Here is a 24,191-nt window from a genome sequence, read left to right on the forward strand (position 1 = left end):
TGCGCTAAATCTTTGGTGGATGGCGCTGGCGCTTATCCACCCTAAAACCAGACGCGGAGTTTGTAGGTCGAATAAGTGCAGCGTCATCCACCCTACAAGCCAGACGCGGAGTTTGTAGGTCGGATAAGCGCAGCGTCATCCGACACCGCGTCGTTTAACTTTTATTTTGCTTCGGCCCAGGCTCGCTCTATCTCTTCGGCCAGGATCTTCACGCCCGCTTCGATTTTCTCCGGCTCCGGCACGTAGTTCATGCGCATACACTGATGCGTGTGCGGCCACGGCTTGTCCAGGCCCGGGAAGAAATAATCTCCCGGCACCATCAGCACGCCGCGTTTTTTCAGGCGCTGATAAAGCAGTTCGGTGGTGATCGGCAGGTCTTTAAACCACAGCCAGAGGAATATTGCGCCCTCCGGCTTGTGGATCAGGCAGCGATCTTCTGACAAATAGCGGCGAATAACCCCGATTGTCTGCTGAACGCGCTCGTAATAGAACGGTTTGATTACCGTTTCAGACAGATGCAGCAGGTCGTTACGCTTGATCATCTCAGCGGCCATGGCTGGCCCGATCCCGCCGGGGGCAAGGCTGATAATGCCGTTCATGTTTTTAATGGCGGAGATGATTTTGTCGTTGGCGATGATGATTCCGCAGCGGCTGCCCGGCAGGCCCAGCTTCGAGAGGCTCATGCACAGCACGATGTTCGGATTCCACAGCGGACGCGCTTCGCTAAAGATAATGCCCGGGAACGGCACGCCGTAGGCGTTATCGATAACCAGCGGGATACCGTGCTGGTGCGCCAGCACGTCGAGCTTCATCAGCTCTTCGTCAGTAATGACGTTACCCGTTGGGTTGGTCGGCCGCGAAACGCAAATCATGCCGGTATCTTCGCCGATTTGCAGGTGTTCGAAGTCGACGTGGTATTTAAACTGGCCGTCCGGCAGCAGTTCTATGTTTGGGCGGGTAGAGACAAACAGCTCTTCTTCGAGGCCCGCATCGGCATAGCCGATGTATTCCGGCGCCAGCGGGAAAAGCACTTTTTTAGTGCTGCCGTCCGCGTGGCGACCGGCAAACAGATTAAATAAGTAGAAAAATGCGCTCTGACTGCCGTTTGTCAGTGCAATATTCTGCGGCTCGATATCCCAGCCTAATTCGTTACGCAGCATGCCGGCCAGCGCGTCCAGCAGCTCACTTTTCCCCTGCGGACCGTCGTAATTACAGAGCGCATCGGTCATTTTCCCGCTCGCCAGCATTTCGGCCAGCAGATTCTGAAAATAATCGTTCATCGCGGGGATCTGCGCCGGGTTACCGCCGCCGAGCATGATCGCGCCGGGCGTCCGTAAACCGTCGTTGAGGTCCTCCATCAGGCGCGTAATGCCTGAATGGCGGGTAAATTTGTCGCCGAAAAGTGAAAACGTCATAACGTGGGTCTGTCGCTTGCTGTCAGAAAGAGGCTAACCATAACGCCGCAGATGCCATGGTGCAAACGCATTAAGGATAGCCCGGCCCTGGCAATATGCTGCCCTTACGCAGATGGATAGCATTTAATGCTGTGGTGAAGATCGCGCCGGATGACGCTTTGCTTATCCGGCCTACGGGTGTGGTTTGCCGGATGGCGCTTTGCTTATCCGGCCTACTGGTTCCCGGCCCAGACCACCATCACCCTGTCATCTGCCGTCCGGCGGCTGAATCCGTATCCTTCTTGCATGCTTAAGGTTGTTTGCTTTCCTGCACCAATAGCTGGGTGGCGCGCGCGGAACTGGCTGATTTTCTGCCAGTGCGCCAGGGTGGCGGCGTTTTGACCCCAGTTCATCCCGGAGCGCGTTCCCTGCAGCGGGTCGGAGCCGGTCGGGCCGAACGGGCGCTCCGTCTCATCGCCGTAGAAGATCTGCACCGCGCCCGGGGCCAGCAATAATAATTCGGCGGCGCGCTGACCGCCTTCGCGGAACAGACGGGTATCGTGCGAGGATAAGTAGCTCAGCACGTTAAAGCTCTGCAACTTTTCCGCCATCTGCTGCCAGGTCAGATCCATATTCGCCAGGCAGTCCGTCGCTTTTGCCGCCTGCTCCTGGTAGTCAAAATTGATCATCGCGTCGAAGCCGCTGCTGTAGTAGTCGCTCTTCATGACCCCGTGTCCCCAGGCCTCCCCGGTCATCCAGAATGGCGTATCGTCCATTTTCTTGTCAGGGTTAGCCTTCTTCCACGCCGCCAGCGCTTCCTCGGACTGCGCTTTGAGCTGCTTCCATGCCGCTTTCTCTACGTGCTTAGCCGTATCGACACGGAAACCGTCAATACCGTATTCCCGCACCCACTGGCTTAACCAATGGGTCATATAATCACGCACCCTGTACCCGGCGATCTCTTTCGCGTTGGTATCCGGCTTGTGGCGGTAAAATACCGGCAGCCCGGCTACCCCGGTGGATTCAGTTTTCAGGTCGGGCAGGAACGCCAGCGACATGGTGAGATCGTCAAAGCCGGGGTTGTCGTAGTCGCCGATATCGGTGCGGATCCAGTTTTTGCCCCACCAGCTGTCCCAGGCGGCCTTGTCGCTGAAGTTGATGTAATCGTTAAATGTGTGCCAGCTCTGCCCCGGGCCTGGCTTCCAGTCAGTCCACCGCTTGCCGAGCGTTTTGGTCACCTCGTCGCCCTTGAGGTACAGCGCGCCAAACTGATATTCCTGCATATCCGCGAGCGTCGCGTAGCCGGTATGGTTCATGACGATATCGAACAGGATGCGGATGCCGCGCCTGTGCGCCTCGTCCACCAGCCTGCGCAGATCGTCCTCGCTGCCCATGTTGGCGTCGAGCTTCGTCCAGTCCATGGTGTAGTAGCCGTGATAGGCGTAGTGCGGGAAGTCCCCTTTGGTGCCGCCGCCCACCCAGCCGTGGATCTGCTCCAGCGGCGAGCTTATCCACAGCGCGTTAACGCCGAGGTTTTGCAGATAGTCCAGCCTGCTGGTCAGCCCCGCCAGATCGCCGCCGTGGAAGGTGGCAATCTCTTGCATACCGTCTTTATGGCGGCCATAGCTGTTGTCGTTGGCGGGGTTGCCGTTCTCAAAGCGGTCGGTCAGCACGAAGTAAACTGTCGCGTTGTGCCAGCTGAACGCGGCGGTTTTCTGCGGAGCGGCGCTTTCCAGCAGCAGCAGGCCGTTGCTGTTCGCCGCAGGCATCAGCGTAATTTTCCCATCTTTGACCGTTGCGGTCTGTCCGCTGTAGAAGTCCCGCACTTCGCTGGCTTCCGGAAAGGTTTTGCTCACGTCCACCGTAAGCGGTTTGCCGTCCCATTTCGGGCACTGGCGGGTGACATCAACCGGCGCGGCGGTGGCTGCGCTTTTCACGCTCAGCATCAGCGTAGGCGTGCCGCTGCGGGTGTCGATTTGCACCTGATACTCGCCGTCGCGGAACAATTTCCACTCCGGCGGCGCGCCTTCACAGGGCTTCAGAGACAGCATCTGGTTGAGTTTTATGGTTTCGGCGGGCTGCCAGCACGTCTGGTCAAGTTTCAGATTCAAAGGCAGCGTACCCTTCGCGAGCTTTGACTGGCTGACAAACAGGCCGGGGCTTTGTTCATCAAACGCCGAAAGACCCGTTGCCGACCAGTTTGCCAGCGCCAGACCAGGGAACAGTAAAAGCAACAGAGGAATTTTTTTCATTATTTTTGCCCTTGAGCGTCTTTTAAACAGTCTGGCATTGTTTTTAAAAAGGATATTCATCCTTTGGCCGGGATGAGAGGGAGGAGAACGCCGGGTGAGTGATGGCGATAACATTTTGCTGAAATATGCGATAACTCCCGCAAATAACGCTACTTTTCGCCGTCATAAGAAGTTCGTACGTGACATCGTTTCAGATTCGTACTATTTCTTTTGATGCCCTGGCAGGTTATTTTTGCTAATATTCGCGTTTAATTTGTTCGAATCCTTTGACAATTAAGGCACCAGACACGCAGCGATCCGCCCAGGAGATCTAATGATATCAACCCCAATCCGACGATTTGGGGCTGCGATACTCATGCTACTCACCTTCAGTTTTTCAGCTGGGGTTATAGCAAGTAGCCATGAGCCAAAATCGCATAAAGCCCATTCTACAAAGAGCAGTAAAGTAGTTAGCAGCAAGACGGCAAGTAATAAGTTGGCAAGTAGTAAGAAAGAGTATTCTCGCAATAGTGAACTGGCATCTCTCCCTGATTTGCGAAAATACCCTTCCGGAACACCCAGGAAAAAGGCGTTTCTCCGGACGGTCATGCCATACATTACCAGTCAAAATGCAGCAATCACCGCTGACCGTAACTGGCTGGTTTCCAAGCAGTACGAGCAGCGCTGGTCGCCATCCGAGCGCACGCGCCTGAAAGGCATCACCAAACGCTATAAAATCGCGTGGAACGGCAACACCAACCGTGTGCCGTGGAATACGCTGATGGAAAAAGTCGACATCATTCCTACCAAAATGGTGGCGACCATGGCGGCGGCAGAGAGCGGCTGGGGCACCTCTAAGCTTGCCCGTAACAACAACAACCTGTTCGGCATGAAGTGCAGCAAACGCCACTGCAACAGCGGTTCTGGCAAGGTGAAAGGTTACCAGCACTTCGATTCAGTACAGGAAGGCGTGACCGCTTACGTGGAAAACCTGAATACGCACCCGGCCTACAAGTCATTCCGTAAATCTCGTGCGCAGCTGCGTAAAGCGGATCAGGAAGTGACGGCCAGCAATATGATTCATAAGCTGAAAGGGTATTCCACCCGCGGCAGCAGCTATAATAATTTCCTGTTTGCGATGTATCAGAGCAACCAGCGTTTAATGGTCGCCAACTAATTTGTTAATTCATCGTTAACTGATTGTATTTAATTAAACGCCTTCTTCGGAAGGCGTTTTTTTATGTTTATAACCCTAAACTAAAATCTCGCTAAAACGTTCCCGATGCTCTTTTGGCGTCGCGTCATACTCTTTTTTAAAGACCGAATAGAAATATTGCAGCGACGGATAGCCGCACATCTGTGAAATTTCGTTTATCGACAAGGAAGTAGAAATCAGTAAGCTGCGCGCCTTTTCTAATTTCTCTGCGTGAATGACCGCATGAATCGTTTCCCCCACCTCTTCTTTAAAACGCTTCTCCAGATTCGATCGTGAAATGCCCACCGCATCCAGCACCTGCTCAACCTTAATGCCTTTGCAGGCGTGGTTACGGATGTAGTGCATCGCCTGAATGACCGCCGGGTCGTGCAGCGAACGGTAGTCGGTCGAGCGGCGTTCCACCACGCGCACCGGCGGCACCAGCACGCGCTGAAGCTGAAGCTCTTCGTTATCCAGCAGGCGATGCAGCAGTTTGGCAGCCTGATAGCCCATCTGCCTCGTCCCCTGCGCCACGGACGACAGGGCGACCCTGGAGAGATAGCGCGTCAGCTCTTCGTTATCAATGCCAATCACGCAGAGCTTCTCCGGCACCGGAATATGCAGATGTTCACAGACCTGCAGCAGATGGCGGGCGCGGGCGTCCGTCACGGCGATGATGCCCGTCTGCGGCGGCAGGGTCTGCACCCAGTCCGCCAGGCGATTCTGCGCGTGCTGCCAGTTCTCCGGCGCGGTTTCTATGCCCTGGTAAACCACGCCGCGGTACTTCTCTTCCGCCACCAGCTGGCGAAACGCATGTTCCCGCTCCACCGCCCAGCGCTTGTTGCTGGAGCCGGGCAGCCCGTAGAACGCAAAGCGGTTCACGCCCTTTTCCTTCAGATGCAAAAAGGCGCTCTGCACCAGCGCGAAGTTGTCGGTCGCGATGTAGTGCACCGGCGGATAGTTTTCCGCCAGGTGATAGGAGCCGCCGACGCCCACAATCGGCACATCCGCCCCCTGAAGTAAGCTTTCGATCTCCTCGTCGTCAAAATCCGCAATTACGCCGTCGCCTAAACATTCCCTGATGTTGTCGATACGCGCGCGAAAATCCTCTTCGATAAAGATGTCCCATTCTGATTGAGACGCCTGCAAATATTCACCCACGCCCTCTACCACCTGACGGTCGTAGGCTTTGTTGGCATTGAATAACAACGTAATGCGATGACGCTTCTCAAACATGCTAAAGATTCCTGAAATTACCCGGTATTTGAATACCATAGCAAGGGACAAAACCGGGGTTTCGTTCCCCGGCATTGTGATCGCCTGCACATTCTCACGCCCGGCGCTTGGTGGCGGAATCCATCCACACCGCCAGCAGTAAAATGGCCCCCTTAACGATGTACTGCCAGAAGGTCGGCACGTCCATCATACTCATGCCGTTATCCAGCGAAGCCATAATAAAGGCCCCCATGACGGCCCCGGCGACGCTGCCGATGCCCCCGGCAAGGCTGGTGCCGCCGATGACGCAGGCGGCGATGGCATCCAGTTCGGCGATATTCCCGGCAGAAGGCGAACCGGCCCCCAGGCGCGAGCTGAGGATCAGCCCGGCGATGGCCACCATCAGGCCGTTGATCGCGAACACCGCCAGCTTGGTGCGCTCGACGTTAATCCCGGAAAGCCGCGCCGCTTCGATGTTGCCGCCAATGGCATAGATGCGGCGGCCAAAGGCGGTGCGGGTAGCCATAAACATCCCCGCCAGCAGCAGCAGGGTTAAAATGAGCACCGGCGTGGGGACGCCACGGTAGTCGTTGAGCAGCCATATCGCCCCCAGCACAATCACAGCCGTGATGGCCTGCCGCCCCACGACGCCGGTGGAGGCTGGCGTGACCAGCCCCAGCGCCTGACGGCGCATTCGCAGCCGCCACTGCCAGCCGACAAAAGCCACCAGCGCCAGCACGCCTGCGCCAAAGCCGATGCCGTCCGGCAGGTAGCTCTGGCCGATTTGCGACATGGCCGCGCTCGTCGGCGAAACCGTGGTGCCGTTGGTAATGCCGATTAATACGCCGCGAAACGCCAGCATGCCCGCAAGAGTGACGATAAACGACGGCACCTTGCGATAGGCAACCCACCAGCCGTTCCACGCCCCCAGCACCAGGCCGAGCGCGAGCGTAACCACAATGGTTAACGGCAGCGGCCAGCCCAGCCAGACGTCAAAGATTGCCGCCACGCCCCCCAGCAGCCCCATCATCGAGCCGACGGAGAGATCGATTTCCGCCGAGATAATCACGAACACCATGCCCACCGCCAGAATGCCGGTAATAGCCGTCTGGCGCAGCAGGTTAGAGACGTTACGCGCGCTCAGATAGGCGCCGTCGGTGGTCCAGGTAAAGAACAGCACGATGGCCACAATCGCGGCAATCATCACAAACACCTGCAGGTTCATCGCCTTCAGGCCGGCAAACGGGGTCGCCAGCGGGGCCGCCAGTTTGATTTCAGACGGGTTGCTTTTCGACATGGTGGTCACTCCTCAGTGCGGCTTCCATAACCTGTTCCTGGGTCAGGTTGCTGTTGATCAAATCGGCTTTGATACGTCCCTCGTGCATCACCAGCACCCGGTCGCTCAGCCCCAGCACCTCGGGCAGCTCAGAGGAGATGACAATCACCGCTATGCCCTGCTGCACGAGCTGGTTTATCAGCTTGTAGATTTCGTATTTGGCCCCGATATCAATGCCGCGCGTGGGCTCGTCGAGGATAAGAATGCGCGGGTTGAGCAGCAGGCAGCGGGCGAGAATGGCCTTTTGCTGGTTGCCGCCGCTCAGGCGACCGATGGCCAGCTCCGGCGAGGAGGTTTTCACCTTCAGCCGCTGAATAGACTGCAGGATGCAGTTTTGTTCGGCGGCGTCGTCCAGGCTTGATAACGCGCCGGAAAACTGCCCCAGCGAGGCCAGCGTGATGTTCTGCCCCACCGCCATCACCGGCACGATGCCGTCTCTTTTGCGGTCTTCCGGCACCATGGCGATACCGTGTGCGATAGCCTGCTGGCAGCGGCTGATTTTTACCGGCCTGTTGTCGATGTAGATCTGCCCCTCCGACCTGCCCGGCCAGACGCCGAACAGGCACTGGACCGCCTCGGTGCGCCCTGCCCCGACCAGCCCGGCAATGCCCAGAATCTCCCCTTTACGCAGGGAAAACGACACGTCGTTCACCCGTTTGATCTGCCGGTTAACCGGGTGCCAGGCGGTGAGATGTTCAACGCGCAGGATCTCCTCGCCGGTCTGGTGCGGCTCGCTGGGATAGAGGGCCGTCAGCTCACGGCCCACCATCATGGTAATAATGTCATCCTCGCTCATCTGGGCCGCATCCCGCGTGCCGATCGGCTGCCCGTCGCGGATCACGCAGATGGTGTCGGAGATCGCTTTCACCTCGTTGAGCTTGTGGGAGATGTAGATACAGGCGATGCCGTGATCCTGAAGATCGCGAATAATCCTCAGTAAAATGGCCGTTTCCTGTTCGGTGAGCGAGGCCGTTGGCTCATCCAGAATCAGCAGCCGCACCTGTTTATTCAGCGCCTTGGCGATTTCCACCAGTTGCTGCTGCCCGAGCCCCAGCTCGCCCACTCGCGTGTCAGGGGAAATATTCAGGCTCACCTGCGCAAGCAGCTTCTGGCAGCGCAGGGTCATGCTTTCGTAGTCCAGCACGCCAAAGCGGGTGATTTCAGCGCCGAGAAAAATGTTCTCAAGGATAGTGAGGTGCTTCACCAGCGCCAGCTCCTGGTGGATGATGGCGATACCCTTGCGTTCGGTATCGCGAATGTGGGCGGCCTGGAGCTTTTCTCCCGCAAACCAGATTTCACCCTCGTAGCTGCCGTAGGGGTAAATGCCGCACAGCACTTTCATCAGCGTGGATTTCCCGGAGCCGTTCTCTCCGCACAGGGACATCACTTCCCCGGCGTTGAGCGACAGGCTGACGTTATCCACCGCCTTCACCACGCCAAAAGCCTTGGTGATATTTTTCATTTCCAGCAAGTAAGGCATAACCCTTCCCCCGTCTGGCTAAAGGTTGCCGCCCGCAGCGTGCCGCGGGCGAAAAGGTTACAGCTCGCTCTTCTTGTGGAAGCCGTCCGCCACCACGGTGCTGTCGATATTGGCCTTATCGACTTCGACTGGCGTTAACAGGCGGGAAGGGACATCTTTCAGGCCGTTATTAAGCTTGGCGTCCGAAGCCGGGGTTTTACCATCGCCCAGCTCAACGGCAATTTCCGCTGCGGTATTCGCCAGTTTGGTGATCGGTTTATAAACCGTCATGGTTTGCGTACCCGCCATAATGCGCTTCACCCCCGCCAGATCCGCATCCTGACCGGAAATAGCCACTTTGCCCGCCAGCCCTTGCGCGCTAAGAGCCTGAATAGCCCCGCCTGCGGTGGCGTCGTTTGAGGCGACGACGGCATCAATTTTGTTGTTGTTCGCCGTCAGGGCGTTTTCCATAATTTTCAGCGCGTTTTCCGGCAGCCAGCCGTCCGCCCACTGATCGCCCACCACTTTTATTTTCCCGCTATCAATATAGGGTTTTAAGACTTTCATCTGCCCGGCGCGGAAAAGTTTGGCGTTATTATCAACCGGCGAGCCGCCCATTAAGAAATAATTACCGGAAGGCACTTTATCAACAATGCTTTGCGCCTGAAGCTCGCCGACTTTCTCATTGTCAAAAGAGATGTAATAGTCAATATCCGCATTATTAATCATGCGATCGTAAGCTAATACTTTTATGCCTTCACGTTTCGCCTCGGCGACCACGTTACTTAATACCTGTCCGTTGTAAGGAATAATGACCAGCACATCCACGCCGCGGTTGATCATGTTTTCAATTTGCGACATCTGGGTCTCTTCGTTGCCGTTGGCAGACTGGACAAACACCTTCGCCCCCAGCGATTCCGCTTTCTTCACGAAGATATCGCGGTCTTTCTGCCAGCGCTCAAGGCGCAGGTCATCAATGGCCATACCGATTTTAACTTCTTTGGCGATGCCGCTCACGCTGGTGAGTACCAGCGATGCACATAGTGTCAGTAAGAGGTTCTTAATCTTCATATTATTGTTACCTGTAGGGTGGTGATTATTCGGATTAAAGAAGGATGAACGGGTGCAGACGCAGGGAATTGTTGACGCTGTTTGAATAATCATCAATTACAGATTTTTATTTTCCCATTACGCTTTTTGGTTTAATTGTCAATTTATGATGGGGATCTTCTTTTAAATTAGCCCGCTCATTGTTTCTCATAATTTATGGAATAGGCCTCGAATGATTTCGCAGATTATTTTTCAGCGTTTTTTGCGAGGTGGCGCACGTTTGGGTATTCTCTAAAGCGCAGTGTGAAATAACGTAATTGAGCATCCGCCGCGGAAAATCCAGGATAAACGGACATTCCATTCGCCCGGTCGCTCGTTTTCCTGATTACGGAGTTCATTATGCAAGCCTATTTCGACCAGTTAGATAAAGTTCGCTTTGAAGGCCCTAAATCCACCAATCCGCTGGCGTTCCGCCACTACAACCCTGATGAGCTGGTGCTGGGCAAGCGCATGGAGGAGCATCTGCGCTTCGCCGCCTGCTACTGGCACACCTTCTGCTGGAACGGGGCAGATATGTTCGGCGTTGGCGCGTTCGAGCGCCCGTGGCAGCAGGCCGGTGACGCGCTGGCGCTGGCAAAACGTAAGGCCGACGTCGCCTTCGAATTTTTCCACAAGCTGAACGTGCCCTACTACTGCTTCCACGATGTCGACGTCTCGCCGGAAGGGGCCTCCTTAAAAGAGTATCTGAACAACTTCGCGCAGATGACTGAACTGCTGGCGCAAAAGCAGCAGGAGACGGGCGTTAAGCTGCTGTGGGGCACGGCAAACTGCTTCACCAACCCGCGCTACGGCGCAGGGGCCGCCACCAACCCGGACCCGGAAGTGTTCTCCTGGGCGGCCTCTCAGGTTGTGGCAGCCATGAACGCTACGCACCAGCTGGGCGGTGAAAACTACGTGCTGTGGGGCGGGCGTGAAGGCTACGAATCCCTGCTGAACACCGACCTGCGCCAGGAGCGTGAGCAAATCGGCCGCTTCATGCAGATGGTGGTTGAGCACAAACATAAAATCGGCTTCCGCGGCACGCTGCTCATCGAGCCAAAACCGCAGGAGCCGACCAAGCACCAGTATGACTACGACGTCGCCACGGTTTACGGCTTCCTGAAGCAGTTCGGCCTGGAAAAAGAGATCAAGGTAAACATCGAAGCTAACCACGCCACGCTTGCGGGCCACTCTTTCCACCATGAAATCGCCAGCGCCATCGCTCTGGGCATCTTCGGCTCCGTGGATGCCAACCGCGGCGACCCGCAGCTGGGCTGGGATACCGACCAGTTCCCGAACAGCGTGGAAGAAAATGCTTTGGTGATGTACGAAATCCTCAAGGCGGGCGGCTTTGCCACCGGCGGGCTGAACTTCGACGCCAAGGTTCGTCGTCAGAGCACCGACAAATACGATCTGTTCTACGGCCATATCGGTGCCATGGACGTCATGGCGCTGTCGCTGAAAATCGCGGCCCGCATGATAGAAGACGGCGAGCTGGATAAACGCGTGGCAAAACGCTACGCGGGCTGGAATGGTGAACTGGGCCAGCAAATTCTGAAGGGACAGATGTCGCTGGCGCAGATTGCGCAGTACGCTGAGCAGCACAACCTGGCACCGCAGCACCAGAGCGGCCATCAGGAGCTGCTGGAAAACCTGGTTAATCACTATCTGTTCGATAAGTAAGTTTATCCACCCCGTCTGCGCCACGAGCACCGTGGCGCTGCAATAAGGAACTGCCACTATGTACATCGGAATCGACCTTGGTACCTCGGGCGTAAAAGCGATTTTGCTCGGCGAGAACGGCGAGGTGCTGGCATCCCGCACGGAGCCTTTGAGCGTCTCTCGTCCGCATCCCCTGTGGTCGGAACAGGATCCTGAGTCCTGGTGGCAGGCAACGGACCGGGCGATGAAAGCGCTCGGTGAGCAGCACTCTTTGCAGGGCGTAAAAGCCATGGGCCTTGCCGGGCAGATGCATGGCGCCACATTACTGGACAGCAAACAACAGGTTTTACGCCCCGCGATTTTATGGAACGACGGCCGCAGCGGCGAAGAGTGCGCGCTGCTGGAAGCCAACGTTGAAGGCTCCCGCGAGCTCACCGGCAACCTGATGATGCCGGGCTTCACCGCGCCAAAACTGCTGTGGGTGGAACGCCACGAGCCGGAAATTTTCTCGCAAATTAACAAAGTCCTGCTGCCAAAGGATTATCTGCGCCTGCGCATGACGGGCGAGTTCGCAAGCGACATGTCCGACGCGGCGGGTACGATGTGGCTGGACGTGGCAAAGCGCGACTGGAGCGACACGATGCTCGATGCCTGTCGCCTTAGCCGCCAGCATATGCCGCAGCTTTTCGAAGGCAGCGAGATTACCGGCGTGCTGAAGGCAGACGTTGCCGGAGCCTGGAAGATGCCCGCCGTGCCGGTAGTGGCGGGCGGCGGCGATAACGCGGCGGGTGCCGTCGGCGTGGGCATGGTCGATGCGGGCCAGGCCATGCTGTCGCTGGGGACGTCCGGCGTTTACTTTGCGGTCAGCGACGGCTTCCGCAGCAAACCGGAAAGCGCGGTTCACAGTTTCTGCCACGCCTTGCCAAACCGCTGGCACCTGATGTCGGTCATGCTCAGCGCGGCCTCCTGTCTGGACTGGGCAGCCAGATTAACCGGGCTGGGCAGCGTTCCCGCTTTGCTTGCCGCGGCGGAACAGGCCAATGAGGATGCTGGCGTGGTGTGGTTCCTGCCGTACCTCTCCGGGGAACGCACCCCGCACAACAACCCGCAGGCGAAGGGCGTGTTCTTTGGCCTGAGCCATCAGCACGGCCCGGCGGAGTTAGCCCGCGCGGTGCTTGAAGGCGTGGGCTATGCGCTGGCAGACGGTATGGACGTGGTGCACTCCTGCGGCATTACGCCGAAGAGCATAACGCTTATCGGCGGTGGCGCGCGCAGCCCCTACTGGCGGCAAATGCTGGCGGATATCAGCGGGCAAACGCTGGATTACCGCACCGGCGGCGACGTCGGTCCGGCGCTGGGCGCAGCGCGGCTGGCACAGATTGCGATGTCACCGGGGCAGCCGCTGCAATCGTTGCTGCCGCAGCTTCCGCTGGAGCAGCAGCACCAGCCGGATATGGCGCGCCACCAGAAATATGCCGGGCGTCGCCAGGTGTTTAACCAGATTTATCAGCAGCTGCTGCCGCTGATGTCCTGAGTTGTTTCACACGGTGGATAGCGCCTGCGCTTATCCACCCGTTTGCAGGTCGGCTAAGCGCAGCGTCATCCGACCTGAATCCGACGAATACAAGTCCCAAACCACCCTTATCCTGTCCGTTTTTGGTATTAGCAGCCGCCTCATCCCTTGCCACAATGGCTTCATACCCACCGATGAGGAGTCCGAAAATGTCCCGTTCCGCTTTGATCAACATTGATACCCAGCAGTCCTTTTTTCATCGCGACTACTGGCAGGAAGATGACGTTCCCGCCTTTCAGCAGGCGATAACCCGGCTGATTGCGGGCTGCCAGGACCTGCGCCTGCCGGTGGTGGATATCTTTCACGTTGATGACCAGGGGCCTTTCTCGCTGGCTTCCGGCCACGTTCAGGCGATGCCTTTTTTACACCATACGGCTGACGTGACCTTCCAGAAGCACGTGCATAACGCCTTCACGGATACCGGCCTCGACCACTGGCTGCGCACAAGGGATATCAGTCACCTGATTATCTGCGGCATTCGCACCGAGCAGTGCTGTGAAACCACCACCCGCGTTGCGTCAGATCTCGGCTACCGGGTTTCTTTTGTCAGCGAGGCGATGCTCACCTTCCCGATGCGCTGGAAAGGCGTTACGCTGGATGCCGCGACCCTGCGCCACCGTACCGAAACGGTGCTGGCGGGGCGCTTTGCCGAAGTTCAAACCGTCGCCGAGTGCCTGGAGTCTTTATCGTGAGTAATGGGGTCTGGTTCGTGGTGCTGCCCGGTGTTTTATCGCTGGATCTGACCGGCCCGGCGGAGACGCTGGTGCTGGCGGGGGATGCGTTCCACCTGCGCTTCATCGGCCCGGACCCGCAGGTCGCCACCTCTATCGGCCTTAACTTCGGCGGCATTGAACCGCTGCCGGAGAGCCTGCCCCCCGGCAGCCTGCTGGTGCTGCCGGGCGTCAGCGATTCTAATCATTTTTTCGATACCCCGCAGGCGGAAGCCGTGCGCCGCTGGCTCACCCGCCTGCAGCCGCAGATCCACAGCCAGCAGATCAACCTGATGTGCGTCTGCTCCGGTGCGCTGCTCGCCGCCAGGGCCGGGCTGCTCACCGGCATACAGTGCACCACCCATCATGACGTGCTGGCAAGACTGCGCGCCGCAGCGCCTGCCGCCCAGGTTAAGGACAACCGGATTTTCATTGAGGACAGGGGCATCTGGACGAGCGCCGGGATCACCTCCGGTATCGACCTGTCGCTGCACCTGATTAACCGTTACTGCGGGCCAAAAGCGGCGCTCGACGTCGCCCGGGAGATGGTGGTCTGGTTCCGCCGCTCGGGGGACGACCCGCAGCTTTCACCGTGGCTGCGCTACCGTAACCATATTCATCCCGCGGTGCATCGCGCTCAGGATTTGCTGTCGGCCTCGCCGGAGTCAGCCTGGGGGGTGGAGGAGATTGCCGGGCGGGTTCACGTCAGTTCGCGGCATTTATCGCGGCTTTTCCAGCAGCATCTGGGGATATCGGTACGGGATTATCTGGAGCAGCTGCGGCTGGCGGTCGCCGAGCAGCGTTTGCTACAGGGGCAGCGTCTGGAGCAGGCGGCGGTGGCGGCAGGGTTTTCTTCTCCCCGCCAGCTCCACCGCGCCCGCGCCCGCAATATCGTTTAGCTCACCAGCCTTCTGGTATCGAGACGCTGTAGTCCCATTGAAAGCAGCAGGCTGCCCGCGAGCGTGGCCCCGAAGATCCACAGAATATCCAGCACCGGCCAGGCCGTAACCTGGTAGCCGTGGGTGCGCAGGAAGTGGATGATCAGCGCGTGGAAGCCGTATATTCCCAGCGAATAGCGTGAAATCAGCGCAAGTCCGGGCACAGCTCCGGCATTAAGACAGTTTTTAACCACCACGAACAGGCTGACCGCCGCGATAAACACCAGCGGGCCGCAGTAGACGTAGAAGGTGTCGGCGAAATTGCCGTTTATTTCCAGCTGCTTATGTGTCCCCAGTGAAATGGACATCACGCACAGCGCGAACAATCCCGCTGCCAGCCCGCTAATCCAGCCTTTTTGCGTATCCAGCATCCCCACCGCCCGGCCAAGCAGACCGTAAAGTACGTAATAGAAGGTATCGCCGCGAATGTAGAGGTTGATGGGCAGCCACTTCATGTTGCCAATCGTCTGCGGCACGGTGTTCGGGTTGGCGATTACGCCCAGCAAAACCATCAGCCCCAGCACGACCATCGCGCTGGTCTTTTTCACCTGGATTAGCGGTGAAAGCAGGTAAATGACGATTATCGCGAAGAAGAACCACAGGTGGTAGAAGACCGGTTTCTGGAACAGATAGCGTAGCGAAAGCCCGACGCTGATCGGCGTGAAGAGCTTCATGTAGATGAGCGCAATCACGCTGTAAAACAGCAGGCACAGGCCAATACGCACAAAGTGGCGCTGCTGCGCGCTGCGCTCACCGAAAAACAGGTAGCCGGAAATCATAAAGAACAGCGGCACGCTGACGCGCGAGGCGGAGTTCAGCACGTTCGATAAATCCCAACTAAATGGAGTGACCACGTTCGCATTGGTAATGTACCAGCTGGTGGTGTGAATCATCACCACCATCATGCAGGCGATGCCGCGAAGATTATCAATCCAGTTAATTTTTTGCTGCATTCGTTCCTCTGTACCATCATTAAATGGTTTTTTCTGAGTTTAGTCTCGCTGCCTTGCCAACTGCTGGCCAGGTTTGCAGAATGCAGGCTGGCAATAAATAGTCAATAACAACAATAAGTTTAACGTACTGATAGTGAATGATGATGCCTGAAAATAAAAATAGCTGCCGGGCCGCCGCCCTGATGGTGCTGCTGCTCAGCGCCTGTAGCACGAAAGAAAGCCATCAATATGCCCAGAAAGCCCATCAGCCCGTTGTGCAAAGCAGCGCGATGGTGGATACCTGCAGGCAGGAAGCGGCGTACCGCTACAATACGCGCGAACAGCGGATCAGCCTGCGGAATATCAGGCAGTATCAGGGAAGCTATGAGATAAAAGGCAGTACCGTTCGTCAGGAAGCCTTTACCTGCTCTTTTGATGAAAATGGTCAATTCTTACACCTTTCGACGGCATAAAGCCGCAACCGTTGGCAAACAGCCCCGATTTGCGCGCGTATTCAGGCTGTATATCTTGCGGTCAACGGGTATACTGGCCGCTTCACTTTAAACCCACTCGAACGCGTGCGAAATCAACATGCAAAAGTTTGATACCAAGACCTTTCAAGGCCTGATCCTGACCTTACAGGATTACTGGGCCCGCCAGGGCTGCACCATTGTTCAACCTTTGGACATGGAAGTTGGCGCCGGCACCTCTCACCCTATGACCTGCCTGCGGGCTTTAGGTCCTGAGCCGATGGCGACTGCTTATGTGCAGCCATCACGTCGTCCAACCGACGGCCGCTACGGTGAGAACCCGAACCGCTTACAGCACTATTATCAGTTCCAGGTGGTGATTAAGCCGTCTCCGGACAATATTCAGGAGCTGTACCTCGGTTCTCTTAAAGAGCTGGGTATGGACCCAACCATCCACGATATTCGCTTCGTTGAAGACAACTGGGAAAACCCGACGCTGGGTGCCTGGGGTCTGGGCTGGGAAGTGTGGCTCAACGGCATGGAAGTGACGCAGTTCACCTACTTCCAGCAGGTTGGCGGCCTGGAGTGTAAGCCGGTTACCGGCGAAATCACCTACGGCTTAGAGCGTCTGGCCATGTACATCCAGGGCGTGGACAGCGTTTACGATCTGGTCTGGAGCGACGGCCCGCTGGGTAAAACCACCTACGGCGACGTGTTCCACCAGAACGAAGTTGAGCAATCAACCTATAACTTCGAACACGCCGACGTGGATTTCCTGTTCTCCTGCTTCGAGCAGTATGAGAAAGAAGCCCAGCACCTGCTGGCGCTGGAAAACCCGCTGCCGCTGCCTGCTTACGAACGCATTCTGAAAGCCGCTCACAGCTTTAACCTGCTGGATGCGCGTAAAGCCATCTCGGTAACCGAGCGTCAGCGCTACATTCTGCGTATTCGTACGCTGACCAAAGCCGTGGCCGAAGCCTACTACGCTTCCCGTGAAGCGCTTGGCTTCCCGATGTGCAATAAGAAAAACTAAGAGGCAGGCATGTCTGAAAAAACTTTTCTGGTGGAGATCGGCACTGAAGAGCTGCCACCAAAAGCCCTGCGCAGCCTGGCGGAATCCTTTGCTGCGAACGTAACGGCGGAGCTGGATGCGGCTAACGTCGCCCACGGCGAAGTGAAATGGTTTGCGGCTCCGCGTCGTCTGGCGCTGAAAATCGCTAACCTGGCCGCTTCCCAGCCGGATCGCGAAGTTGAAAAGCGTGGCCCGGCCATTTCCGCTGCGTTTGATGCCGAAGGCAAGCCGAGCAAGGCCGCTGAAGGCTGGGCTCGCGGCTGCGGCATCACCGTCGATCGGGCCGAGCGTCTGGCAACGGACAAAGGCGAATGGCTGATGTACCGCGCGCACGTCAAAGGCGAAAGCGTTCAGGCGCTGCTGCCGGCGATGATTACCACCGCGCTGGGCAAGCTGCCCATTCCAAAACTGATGCGTTGGGGCGATAACACGACTCAGTTCGTGCGTCCGGTTCACACCGTGACCCTGCTGCTGGGCGAAGAAGTTATCCCGGCAACTATCCTCGGCATCGCATCCGATCGCGTAATTCGCGGCCACCGCTTTATGGGCGAGCCTGAATTCACCATCGATAACGCTGACCAGTATCCGCAGATCCTGCTGGAGCGCGGCAAAGTCATCGCCGACTACGAACAGCGTAAAGCGGTTATCAAACAGGGTGCTGAAGAAGCGGCACGCAAAATCGGTGGCAATGCCGATCTGAGCGAAAGCCTGCTGGAAGAAGTGACCTCGCTGGTCGAATGGCCTGTTGTGCTGACGGCAAAATTTGAAGAGAAATTCCTCGCCGTGCCTGCGGAAGCGCTGGTTCACACCATGAAGGGTGACCAGAAGTACTTCCCGGTATACGCCAACGACGGCAAGCTGCTGCCAAACTTTATCTTCGTGGCCAACATCGAGTCGAAAGACCCGGTGCAGATTATCTCTGGTAACGAGAAGGTTGTGCGCCCACGCCTGGCGGATGCGGAGTTCTTCTTTAATTCCGACCGTAAGAAGCGTCTGGAAGATAACCTGCCGCGTCTGGAAACCGTTCTGTTCCAGAAAGAGCTCGGTACGCTGCGCGACAAGACCAACCGCATCGAAGCCCTTTCCGGCTGGATTGCCGGACAGATTGGCGCTGACGTGAACCACGCAACCCGCGCGGGCCTGCTGTCCAAGTGCGACCTGATGACCAATATGGTCTTCGAGTTCACCGACACTCAGGGCGTGATGGGCATGCACTACGCGCGTCACGACGGCGAAGCGGAAGACGTAGCCGTTGCGCTGAACGAACAGTATCAGCCGCGCTTCGCGGGTGACGAGCTGCCGTCCAACCTGGTTGCCTGCGCCGTGGCTATCGCCGATAAGATGGACACCCTCGCGGGTATCTTCGGCATCGGTCAGCATCCGAAAGGCGACAAAGACCCGTTTGCTCTGCGTCGTGCCGCCCTCGGCGTGCTGCGCATCATCGTTGAGAAGAACCTGCCGCTGGATCTGCAGACCCTGACCGAAGAGGCCGTGCGCCTGTACGGCAGCAAGCTGACCAACGAGAAGGTGGTAGATGAGGTTATCGACTTTATGCTGGGCCGTTTCCGCGCCTGGTATCAGGAAGAGGGCCACAGCGTGGATACCATCCAGGCCGTGCTGGCCCGTCGTCCAACCAAACCAGCCGATTTCGATGCCCGCATGAAGGCCGTCTCCCACTTCCGTACTCTGGAAGCAGCAGCAGCCCTGGCAGCCGCCAACAAGCGTGTGTCCAACATCCTGGCGAAGTCCGACGAACAGCTGAACGACATGGTTCACGCCTCCGTCCTGAAAGAAGCCGAAGAGATCCGCCTGGCCACCAACCTGGTTGTGCTGCGCGATAAGCTGCAGCCATTCTTCGCAGAAGGCCGCTATCAGGAAGCCCTGGAAGAGCTGGCCAACCTACGCGAGCCGGTTGATGAGTTCTTCGAGAAGGTCATGGTTAACGCAGAAGATAAAGACCTGCGTATCAACCGCCTGACCCTGCTCTCCAAGCTGCGCGAGCTTTTCCTGCAGGTAGCGGATATTTCCCTGCTGCAGTAGCTTAAGCCAGCTGATTAAAAACCCGCTCCGGCGGGTTTTTTTATGCCTGTCCGGTTGTGCTTTATAGAGCAGGGAACGCCCGACGCGTAGAGCCGCAAATTATGGGCTCCCCGCCGGCATTAAAAATATAATAAAAAAATAATTTTTTATTAAAGGCCTGCCAGACGCCGCCAGACGGGCCAGGCCTTCAACATGACGCTCGCTTTTGAATATTTTTATGTCGTCAGACAAGCTTTGGGATGGATTATTATTTTTTATTATCAACGAGCGGAACCGTTTTAAGAAAGATCAGGAAAAATCAGGGCTTCTGATTAAGGCCGTTTAACAGCGAGGTATCGACCGTCTGCCGCCGCCCGGCAAAAGCACCGTGGGAGGTAAAAACAGCATCGCCGCCAATTTTTTAAGTTAATGAATTATAAGATTAATTTATCGATACTTACATTACGGCAGCATAAATTTCCCGCTATCTCATTTATCCTGGAATTGTCCGAAATTTTAATCAACGGCTGATTACATCACTTTAACTTTCTCTCCTGGCGCCCCTGCCCTATCCTTCATCCATCGTCAGCCTGACGGGCCTGTCGCTATTTTAATTCGTATATCGTCTTTGCCTCTCACCTGTTAAACAAATGTTAAGAAAACAGGCCGATCATTTATAAGCAGTTTATAAAACCGGATAAGCGACAAAATAAGGCATGGAAAATTTGATGATTTCAGTCACGATGCAATAAACTGAAATGCAAGCAAATCAGCAAACACTAACGCCACAATTTTATAATTTCATGGTGTTTTAAACCAACTATATATAACTTTCTGGTTGTTAAAACCACAAAAGCAAGTTCAGGTTATTACGTTGCCCGGAAGCCATCTTACAACATAGAATAGTCCTTTAAATTTCAGGGATGAATAGCTTCATGGACATGTTTCTGGCCAGGGCATTCAGAATATGCCGACAGGAGCAAAAGTATGGAGGAAGGCATACTATTTGGTTACTGTATTAACGATGTTGTCCTCATTGATATTTCCCGACAGCGGATTTTTCGCCTTGATGGTCGTAGCAGTAAAATACCCTGTGTCCCCGTACGCGATACGATGATGCGGCTGCTGTTATATATGCTGACCTCCACGCAAGGGCATATCCTCACTAATAATGAAATATTATTGCATGTCTGGGATCGTCATCAGTTAAGTTCGTCAAGCCAGCGGCTTTGGCAGGTAATGAAAGCCCTGAAGAAAAAGCTTGATGCGTTGGGCGTTCCAGATGAATTTATTATGCGAATTGAGCCACACGGATATTACGTTAACCAGTCAATAGTCTCGCCGCTATATTTACGGCGCAACAGCATTAACACAGAACTATTTCAGGGAAGCGGCAGCGAAATATGATCACTCTTTTTTCGGATGACAGCTATTTTTCTCTAGGCACGGAGGCGGGCCTTTCGTCGTTGGGTTATAATGTTCGTGTAATTGACCCAATGACGACCGGCATTAATGAAAGTGACATCACCTTTTCAGAGAATGATATTGCTTTGGTTTCAGTCAGCGATACGAAGGCCGCTGAGAATGTCCTGCAAAAGGTTTTGAAATGCCGCATCAGCTGCATTTACTTTATCGATGCGGCGGTAGGCAGATATAACCACCTGATGTGGGCATACGGCATTATCCCTAAGAATATTGCGTTGCACCATCTGCCCAGAATGATTAAAACACTGCATGTCAGCGAGGCCTCCTGGCTCAGGGGGCTTACGCTGCGGGAGATGCAGGTGATGAACGGCCTGCTGGACGGCAAGAATAACTATGTCATCTCCTGCGAGATGAAAATATCAGAGAAGACCGTCAGCGCACATAAAAATAATGCGCTGCAAAAATTAGGGCTGACAAAGCTGAACTCCCGGGCCATAGAGATTTATGGCCAGTATCGGATGGTGCTACGCCACCGGCTATTCGGCTCGCAATAACCAGCGAGCAGCGTTCCCCGGTAATTCGGTAACCGTTCCGCCTGGTAACTATTACTCCGACAGTTCGCCGGTGGCAGTGAAACTGATGCCTGCTAATCCTGCATTGCAGTATGGCTGCCATTTACTTTGCCGGACGAAAAAATAATCTGAGCGACATTGACCTGTGGTCCTGAAGTCATGAACTCATCTCCGACCTCCTCCCGCGAGGTCGGCATTATTTCCGGCCCCAGATTTGAGATTAAATACCGGGTAACCGCCACAAACTGGCTGTAATGCTCAATACCCAGCTTCTTCATTGCGCTATTTTTATGGTAGGCGATGGTTTTTAAGTTGCGCACCATTTTTGAAGCAACTTCCCTCAGCGAATATCCCTGAGCTAAATAATAGATAATCAGCTTCTCGCTGCGTGACAGCTTACAAATATCATTTGCTACCGCAATACTTCTCTCACTTCCGATATGACATGATGCATCCGGTTCAGTAAGAGCATTAAACTGCGTTTGCCACTCCTTTAGCGGCATTTTGATATTAAAGATTTTTTTTACGGCCATGCGTCTCAGCTCGATATTCAGATACTTCACGTCCTGTTCCAGGATGGCAAAAACACTTAATTCCGGATGGGTTTCATGCAGTAAGTGCAGCAAGCTCATTCCCCCGGAGAGGGTTTCAGGGTGGAAGGGTAAATAAACTATCAGCAAATCTACCGGCTGGTGGCAGAGGTTTTGCTGACACTGTGCATAACTGTCGGACTGCCACGCAATCGAGAAAGTTTCCCTGCCGATGAGCGACTGCAGGGCAGCCTGCACCATGCTGCAGGATGACACTATCGCCACGGGTGAACGGCCCCTGGTCATATTTTTCATTAGTTAAGTCCCTTTACTGACAGACTGCACCCGCGCGTTCGCAATGCACTCTGGCTGGCTTTTGCCGGACGGCGGCGTCAGGCTTTTTCACAAAGCGACCGCCAGTTTCGCTGACTCCATGCGAAGGTTCAGACAGGCTTGCTGCCCGCAAAAATAGCCAGTGCGCAGAGAGGTAAGCGTCTTCTTAATTCTCTGCGTAGAGGCGACCAGGGTTAGAGTATCCGGGTTATTCTATGGGAGAAGTCCCCCTCCGACAATGCAACAGCCTGCAGCTGCAATGCAGAATATAAAATCTTAATCTCTAATAAAGTAAGATAATCAGGCTACTTATTAACTTACAAGCAGCATGCAATACTAATAATTGATGGCTGAACTTAGCGTTTGTGCCTGACAGCGCTGCATCAGCATATTAAAAGCTAAATTATTCCTGAAACTGGATGAATTAACTGGGAATTTACTACAGCCGTCTCTGCCCCTCTGCTCCGCTGAAGAAACCTGGGCGCAGGTCAGCCGTGTCTGTCGGTAAGACGGCAATAAAAAATCGGCAAATAAGAGTTGCTGACGATAAAGGCGGACGGCGAAACGCGGTACAGCGTGATATGGCCATTTTTTTTCGCACTCGTCATATATTCCGGGAAGAGGGGTTTGAGCGCCGCTTCGTCAACTTCGTTGCCCGCCAGGGCCGAGGGCGACTGCTGGATGATGGAGTACTCGTTGCCTTTACGGGTGAATGAAAACTGATAATAAACCCGCACTTTTTGTTTTGCGCCGGAGGCGGTCGTCAGCTCGCCGTCCAGAAAGCTGCTGCCCTGCTGGCCCGAAAAGTTAAGGTATATCCGATTTCTGATGGTGGACCGGTCGTTCACGCCGGTGAACTCGCCCTGGCAGGAAAAATGGGTGCTCTTGTACTGATGCAGCGAAAGTAAGCCGATATATATCCCCAACAGCAAATTGAAAATGATAATCGCGATTAGAGCCTTTTTCCTCATCAGTAGCTATCCTTTTATAAATGTATATATGCTGCAATCAGACGAACCATCTGTGATGGCCTTATTGCACGCCAGAACCGAACTCGCAGCGCTATATTCATTCAGCGTAATATATAAATAGGGCTTAACGCGGCACTGGGCCTCGAGATTTTGGCTAACGGCATTAATATCAAACGGGACGCTGGTTTTATTAATATAATAATGGCAGCCATTTCTGGTAGCCAGCCAGCTGAATTCATTTTTATACTTTGTAGGGGATATTTCGAAGCCAAATTTATTGCCCATCGTGAAAATGATGCCCAGCAGGGCAATAGCAAACAGAAACGGCAGGACGAAAATCAGGTTTTCACCAAGGAAACGCTCAAGCTTTTTCAACGCGGGCGTGCAGAAAGCATCGGCTCTGGCTGTAGGGGGTTCAATAAGGCCTTGTTCACCCACCGTCACCAGCTCAACGTTCAGGCTTTCGTTAAGCTGGAAGCCCTGTCTTGGCACGGTAACGACTACCCCTTCGGTGGCCATATCCAGGGTACGGAAATGCTTCCGCAGCAGGGCGATATTTTGATATAACGCATTTACCGTTACTTTGTTTCCCTGGTCACCCCATACGTAGCTGTAAAAATCCCGCTGCATCACAACCTGCGGCCTTTGCTCTAAAAGCAGCTGCAGACAGCGGCTCGTCGGCACATTCAGGGCAAGCGTCTGGAGAAAGGGGGTTCTGACAATGAGCTTATTTGAGTCCGGCCAGAATTCAATTCTGTCATTCAAAAGATAATAGTGCTGCATGACTTAATGTGCTGCGAATAAAACATCGGAAGAGTACATCATGATTAGGGCTAAACTTCCAACTTATTGTCGTTTTAAAATATTACGATTCGAAATAAAACGGTTATTGGTTCTTATTCACCAGCGCGCGCAGCGGCAAGTAGACCTGGATTGTTCTGAAAGCTTATGAAATACAATATCTTTTCCGGCCAGTTATTATGTGAAATATAAAGCCAATTTACTTACATAAAAGTAACAGTCAAATATGTATGTTTAATATTTGCAGGCGTCATCTCCGTCATT

20 protein-coding genes are annotated in these 24,191 nt (G+C 55.0%); 10 read left to right on the top strand and 10 right to left on the bottom strand.

Annotated features, from left to right (window positions below; genetic code table 11):
- Window positions 1-161: 161 nt before the first annotated feature.
- Both avtA and AAE045_RS17375 read right to left on the bottom strand, forming a co-directional pair.
- Window positions 162-1,415 carry a valine--pyruvate transaminase gene (avtA, locus tag AAE045_RS17370; protein ID WP_455548798.1) on the bottom strand — a complete coding sequence of 418 codons (1,254 nt, stop codon included), beginning with the start codon at window positions 1,413-1,415 and terminating at the stop codon, window positions 162-164.
- Between the two features lie 212 nt (window positions 1,416-1,627).
- Window positions 1,628-3,646, bottom strand: coding sequence for an alpha-amylase (locus AAE045_RS17375; RefSeq protein WP_455548799.1), 2,019 nt, complete (start codon window positions 3,644-3,646; stop codon window positions 1,628-1,630).
- A gap of 313 nt (window positions 3,647-3,959) precedes the next feature.
- On the opposite strand from AAE045_RS17375, the gene AAE045_RS17380 reads away from it, so the two are divergent.
- On the top strand, window positions 3,960-4,802 hold the full coding sequence (locus tag AAE045_RS17380; protein ID WP_455548800.1) for a protein bax: 843 nt from the start codon (window positions 3,960-3,962) through the stop codon (window positions 4,800-4,802).
- Window positions 4,803-4,877: 75 nt separating this feature from the next.
- On the opposite strand, the gene xylR is transcribed toward AAE045_RS17380, so the two are convergent.
- The 4 genes from xylR to xylF all read right to left on the bottom strand — a co-directional run bounded on the left by xylR (window position 4,878) and on the right by xylF (window position 9,901).
- A complete protein-coding gene (gene xylR / locus AAE045_RS17385; protein ID WP_455548801.1) occupies window positions 4,878-6,056 on the bottom strand; it encodes a D-xylose utilization transcriptional activator XylR in 1,179 nt (392 codons plus the stop codon).
- Between the two features lie 94 nt (window positions 6,057-6,150).
- Window positions 6,151-7,332, bottom strand: coding sequence for a xylose ABC transporter permease XylH (xylH, locus tag AAE045_RS17390; protein WP_455548802.1), 1,182 nt, complete (start codon window positions 7,330-7,332; stop codon window positions 6,151-6,153).
- Complete coding sequence (locus tag AAE045_RS17395; protein ID WP_455548803.1) at window positions 7,310-8,851, bottom strand: xylose ABC transporter ATP-binding protein; 1,542 nt, start codon at window positions 8,849-8,851, stop codon at window positions 7,310-7,312. The genes xylH and AAE045_RS17395 overlap by 23 nt, the downstream gene beginning before the upstream one ends.
- Before the next feature lie 57 nt (window positions 8,852-8,908).
- Complete coding sequence (gene xylF / locus AAE045_RS17400) at window positions 8,909-9,901, bottom strand: D-xylose ABC transporter substrate-binding protein (RefSeq protein ID WP_455548804.1); 993 nt, start codon at window positions 9,899-9,901, stop codon at window positions 8,909-8,911.
- A gap of 378 nt (window positions 9,902-10,279) precedes the next feature.
- Between xylF and xylA the strand changes: the two genes are divergently transcribed.
- From xylA to AAE045_RS17420, 4 genes are all read left to right on the top strand, one after another.
- Window positions 10,280-11,602: a xylose isomerase gene (gene xylA, locus AAE045_RS17405; protein ID WP_202305659.1), complete on the top strand. Its 1,323-nt coding sequence runs from the start codon at window positions 10,280-10,282 to the stop codon at window positions 11,600-11,602.
- Between the two features lie 58 nt (window positions 11,603-11,660).
- Window positions 11,661-13,115, top strand: a complete 1,455-nt coding sequence (xylB, locus tag AAE045_RS17410; protein WP_455548805.1) for a xylulokinase — start codon at window positions 11,661-11,663, stop codon at window positions 13,113-13,115.
- A 188-nt stretch (window positions 13,116-13,303) separates the two neighbouring features.
- Window positions 13,304-13,846: an isochorismatase family protein gene (locus AAE045_RS17415; RefSeq protein ID WP_455548806.1), complete on the top strand. Its 543-nt coding sequence runs from the start codon at window positions 13,304-13,306 to the stop codon at window positions 13,844-13,846.
- Window positions 13,843-14,763, top strand: coding sequence for a GlxA family transcriptional regulator (locus AAE045_RS17420; RefSeq protein WP_455548807.1), 921 nt, complete (start codon window positions 13,843-13,845; stop codon window positions 14,761-14,763). Before AAE045_RS17415 ends, AAE045_RS17420 begins: the two co-directional genes overlap by 4 nt.
- Here AAE045_RS17420 and AAE045_RS17425 read toward each other — a convergent pair.
- Window positions 14,760-15,755, bottom strand: a complete 996-nt coding sequence (locus AAE045_RS17425; RefSeq protein ID WP_455548808.1) for an acyltransferase — start codon at window positions 15,753-15,755, stop codon at window positions 14,760-14,762. The genes AAE045_RS17420 and AAE045_RS17425 overlap by 4 nt on opposite strands.
- Before the next feature lie 269 nt (window positions 15,756-16,024).
- Here AAE045_RS17425 and AAE045_RS17430 point away from each other — a divergent pair, with 269 nt between their 5' ends.
- The 5 genes from AAE045_RS17430 (at window position 16,025) to AAE045_RS17450 (ending at window position 21,274) form a co-directional block, all read left to right on the top strand.
- Window positions 16,025-16,207 carry a YsaB family lipoprotein gene (locus AAE045_RS17430; protein WP_455548899.1) on the top strand — a complete coding sequence of 61 codons (183 nt, stop codon included), beginning with the start codon at window positions 16,025-16,027 and terminating at the stop codon, window positions 16,205-16,207.
- A 118-nt stretch (window positions 16,208-16,325) separates the two neighbouring features.
- Entirely contained in the window at window positions 16,326-17,237 is a 912-nt protein-coding gene (glyQ, locus tag AAE045_RS17435) for a glycine--tRNA ligase subunit alpha (RefSeq protein WP_202305652.1), read from the top strand.
- Window positions 17,238-17,246: 9 nt separating this feature from the next.
- On the top strand, window positions 17,247-19,316 hold the full coding sequence (glyS, locus tag AAE045_RS17440; protein ID WP_455548809.1) for a glycine--tRNA ligase subunit beta: 2,070 nt from the start codon (window positions 17,247-17,249) through the stop codon (window positions 19,314-19,316).
- Between the two features lie 966 nt (window positions 19,317-20,282).
- Complete coding sequence (locus AAE045_RS17445) at window positions 20,283-20,702, top strand: winged helix-turn-helix domain-containing protein (RefSeq protein WP_455548810.1); 420 nt, start codon at window positions 20,283-20,285, stop codon at window positions 20,700-20,702.
- Window positions 20,699-21,274, top strand: coding sequence for a helix-turn-helix domain-containing protein (locus tag AAE045_RS17450; RefSeq protein ID WP_455548811.1), 576 nt, complete (start codon window positions 20,699-20,701; stop codon window positions 21,272-21,274). The genes AAE045_RS17445 and AAE045_RS17450 overlap by 4 nt, the downstream gene beginning before the upstream one ends.
- Before the next feature lie 92 nt (window positions 21,275-21,366).
- Here AAE045_RS17450 and AAE045_RS17455 read toward each other — a convergent pair whose 3' ends face one another.
- The 3 genes from AAE045_RS17455 to AAE045_RS17465 form a co-directional block, all read right to left on the bottom strand.
- Window positions 21,367-22,137 (bottom strand): LuxR C-terminal-related transcriptional regulator, encoded by a 771-nt coding sequence (locus AAE045_RS17455; RefSeq protein WP_455548812.1) that lies wholly within the window; start codon window positions 22,135-22,137, stop codon window positions 21,367-21,369.
- A gap of 506 nt (window positions 22,138-22,643) precedes the next feature.
- Entirely contained in the window at window positions 22,644-23,126 is a 483-nt protein-coding gene (locus AAE045_RS17460) for a hypothetical protein (protein ID WP_455548813.1), read from the bottom strand.
- Between the two features lie 6 nt (window positions 23,127-23,132).
- On the bottom strand, window positions 23,133-23,909 hold the full coding sequence (locus AAE045_RS17465; protein WP_455548814.1) for a winged helix-turn-helix domain-containing protein: 777 nt from the start codon (window positions 23,907-23,909) through the stop codon (window positions 23,133-23,135).
- Between the last annotated feature and the right edge of the window lie 282 nt (window positions 23,910-24,191).

The organism is Dryocola clanedunensis (assembly GCF_038405435.1).
GTDB classification, from domain to species: Bacteria; Pseudomonadota; Gammaproteobacteria; order Enterobacterales; family Enterobacteriaceae; genus Dryocola; species Dryocola clanedunensis_A.

What these genes read in the sequence shown, in the direction of transcription:
- avtA (WP_455548798.1), bottom strand. Translation starts at nt 1,415, where the DNA reads ATGACGTTTTCACTTTTCGGCGACAAATTTACCCGCCATTCAGGCATT.
- AAE045_RS17375 (WP_455548799.1), bottom strand. Translation starts at nt 3,646, where the DNA reads ATGAAAAAAATTCCTCTGTTGCTTTTACTGTTCCCTGGTCTGGCGCTG.
- AAE045_RS17380 (WP_455548800.1), top strand. Translation starts at nt 3,960, where the DNA reads ATGATATCAACCCCAATCCGACGATTTGGGGCTGCGATACTCATGCTA.
- xylR (WP_455548801.1), bottom strand. Translation starts at nt 6,056, where the DNA reads ATGTTTGAGAAGCGTCATCGCATTACGTTGTTATTCAATGCCAACAAA.
- xylH (WP_455548802.1), bottom strand. Translation starts at nt 7,332, where the DNA reads ATGTCGAAAAGCAACCCGTCTGAAATCAAACTGGCGGCCCCGCTGGCG.
- AAE045_RS17395 (WP_455548803.1), bottom strand. Translation starts at nt 8,851, where the DNA reads ATGCCTTACTTGCTGGAAATGAAAAATATCACCAAGGCTTTTGGCGTG.
- xylF (WP_455548804.1), bottom strand. Translation starts at nt 9,901, where the DNA reads ATGAAGATTAAGAACCTCTTACTGACACTATGTGCATCGCTGGTACTC.
- xylA (WP_202305659.1), top strand. Translation starts at nt 10,280, where the DNA reads ATGCAAGCCTATTTCGACCAGTTAGATAAAGTTCGCTTTGAAGGCCCT.
- xylB (WP_455548805.1), top strand. Translation starts at nt 11,661, where the DNA reads ATGTACATCGGAATCGACCTTGGTACCTCGGGCGTAAAAGCGATTTTG.
- AAE045_RS17415 (WP_455548806.1), top strand. Translation starts at nt 13,304, where the DNA reads ATGTCCCGTTCCGCTTTGATCAACATTGATACCCAGCAGTCCTTTTTT.
- AAE045_RS17425 (WP_455548808.1), bottom strand. Translation starts at nt 15,755, where the DNA reads ATGCAGCAAAAAATTAACTGGATTGATAATCTTCGCGGCATCGCCTGC.
- AAE045_RS17430 (WP_455548899.1), top strand. Translation starts at nt 16,025, where the DNA reads ATGGTGGATACCTGCAGGCAGGAAGCGGCGTACCGCTACAATACGCGC.
- glyQ (WP_202305652.1), top strand. Translation starts at nt 16,326, where the DNA reads ATGCAAAAGTTTGATACCAAGACCTTTCAAGGCCTGATCCTGACCTTA.
- glyS (WP_455548809.1), top strand. Translation starts at nt 17,247, where the DNA reads ATGTCTGAAAAAACTTTTCTGGTGGAGATCGGCACTGAAGAGCTGCCA.
- AAE045_RS17445 (WP_455548810.1), top strand. Translation starts at nt 20,283, where the DNA reads ATGGAGGAAGGCATACTATTTGGTTACTGTATTAACGATGTTGTCCTC.
- AAE045_RS17450 (WP_455548811.1), top strand. Translation starts at nt 20,699, where the DNA reads ATGATCACTCTTTTTTCGGATGACAGCTATTTTTCTCTAGGCACGGAG.
- AAE045_RS17455 (WP_455548812.1), bottom strand. Translation starts at nt 22,137, where the DNA reads ATGAAAAATATGACCAGGGGCCGTTCACCCGTGGCGATAGTGTCATCC.
- AAE045_RS17460 (WP_455548813.1), bottom strand. Translation starts at nt 23,126, where the DNA reads ATGAGGAAAAAGGCTCTAATCGCGATTATCATTTTCAATTTGCTGTTG.
- AAE045_RS17465 (WP_455548814.1), bottom strand. Translation starts at nt 23,909, where the DNA reads ATGCAGCACTATTATCTTTTGAATGACAGAATTGAATTCTGGCCGGAC.